The organism is Streptomyces viridochromogenes DSM 40736 (genome assembly GCF_000158955.1).
In the GTDB taxonomy this organism is placed as follows: Bacteria; Actinomycetota; Actinomycetes; order Streptomycetales; family Streptomycetaceae; genus Streptomyces; species Streptomyces venetus.
Genome location: NZ_GG657757.1, coordinates 8,109,731 through 8,111,681 on the forward strand (window position 1 = coordinate 8,109,731; position 1,951 = coordinate 8,111,681).

The following is a 1,951-nucleotide window of genomic DNA, read 5'->3' on the forward strand; positions in this document are numbered from 1 at the left end:
CATCGGCCGTCGCGCGGGTTGCCGCGCGGTCAGCCCACCTTGCGTCCCCGCATCGGTGCCGTCCGCTCGCCGCCGCCCTGCTGAAGGCCCTCCAGGAGCTCCTCCAGCACCTCCGTCGCCGTGTGCTCGGGCCGCCACCCCAGTTCCGTACGCGCACGGGCGCAGTCCATCAGGGGCAGGCGCAGCACCGCGTCGAACAGGTGCGGGGAGGCGGGCAGCAGGTGCAGGCCCCAGGCGGCGGCGATCGCCGAACGGGCCGCACCGCGCGGCACCCGCACCGGCCGCGCGCCGAGCATCTCGCTCAGCAGGCGCGCGTCGACGGTCGCCTCGGCCGCCAGGTTGAAGGGGCCCCGGGCCTCGGAGCGCACGGCCAGCCGGTACGCGTTCGCCGCGTCGTCCGTGTGCAGCGCCTGCATCCGCAGCCCCGGGATGTCGGGCAGGAAGGGCAGCACCTCCGGGCGGGCCAGCGGTCCGGGCAGGAACCGGCCCCCGAAGATCCGCCGCTGCTCGCTCGCGGACTCCCACTTGAAGAGGAAGGCGGGCCGCATCCGCACCACCCGCGTCTCGGGGTGGTCGCGCTCGAACGTGTCCAGCGCCCGCTCCAGGTAGGCCTTCTCCCGGCAGTACGCGGCGCCCGGCCAGCCGTGCGTCGGCCACGACTCGTCCACCGTCCGGTCCTTGGGGCCCGGGGAGTAGGCGCCGACCGACGAGGCGTGCACCAGCGCCGGCACCCCGGCCGTCGCCACGGCGTCGAACACCCGCATGCTGCCGAGCACGTTGGTGCGCCAGGTGGCCGCCGGGTCGTGGGTCGGCTGGAACGCCCAGGCCAGGTGGACCACCGCGGCGGCGCCCGTGAACTGCTCCACCAGGTCGGACTCCTCGGAGGCCAGGTCGACCGCCGCCCAGTCCGTCTTCGGCGGCGACCAGTCGGGGATCCGACGGGCCAGGCCCAGCACGGACGTGACCTCGGGATCCTCCGAGAGGAGGCGTACCACGCTGGTTCCCACGTTGCCGGTGGCGCCCGTGACGACGATCCTCATGCCCGTTCCACTGCTCACCTCGCGCTCCTCTCGGCCGCGCTCCTCGTCGAGAGTCTCCGAGTACCCGGGCGGGCATGAGGAACCCTCTCGCGGTGACGTGCGTCACCGATCCCCGGGATCCGGAAGGGTCTCGACCCACAAGTTCTCGGCCTGGAGCAGCAGCGTGCCCAGGACCGCCGTGTGCGCGGCTCCCTGCCCGGCTTGCTCCCGCAGCCCCTCCTGCAACCGCAGGTGCAGCTCCTGCATCTTCTTGTCCATCTCGCCGTCCCGGCGGGGATCCACACTGCCGTCCAGCAGCCGGTCGGCCTCCATCCGGCAGGCGCCCCCGATCAGGTCCAGCAGGTCCGCGTAGGAGCGAAGGGCCGGGCCCTCGGGCGGGGCGGACGTCCGGTTGTCGTCCACGGCCACCGCCAGGGCCCGGGTCAGGGCGGTGACGTGCCCGGTGACGCGGCACAGGCGTTCGTCCTCGTCCGGGGGCGGCAGCGGCCTGTGCGACGCGCGGTGCAGGGCGCGCAGCGGGCCGAGGGTCAGGCGCAGGCTCTCCTGGCTCCAGCGGCGCGCCGAGCGCACCGCGTCCAGACGGTGGTCCAGCCGCACGGAGGCGTCGATCCAGCCGGCGGCGGTCTGCGCATCCCACTCGCCCTCGCGCAGGTCACCGGCGACGGACCGCAGTACGTCCCCCGAGTCCCGGGCGAGGGCCGCCAGGTTCTCCCGGACGTCCCGAAGATGGATCGGCGGCAGGACGAACGCGTTGACGGCGACGCCGATGGCGGCGCCGATCGCCGCCTGGCCCACGCGGTGCCCGACGGTGGACACGCTCACGGAGCCCGCGGTGAGGGTGAACAGTGCCGTGGTCGCCGCGTAGATACCCTGGTCGCCGAAGCGGGGCCAGTTCGCGAGCAGCATCAGCA

General features: G+C 74.4%; 2 protein-coding genes. Both read right to left on the reverse strand.

What is annotated here, in order from left to right; genetic code table 11:
- Positions 1-29: 29 nt before the first annotated feature.
- The gene (locus SSQG_RS35535) at positions 30-1,058 is read right to left on the reverse strand and encodes an SDR family oxidoreductase (RefSeq protein ID WP_003994837.1); all 1,029 of its coding nucleotides are present in this window, start codon (positions 1,056-1,058) and stop codon (positions 30-32) included.
- A gap of 84 nt (positions 1,059-1,142) precedes the next feature.
- On the reverse strand, positions 1,143-1,951 hold an 809-nt coding region (locus tag SSQG_RS35540), incomplete at its 5' end, for a hypothetical protein (RefSeq protein ID WP_039934341.1).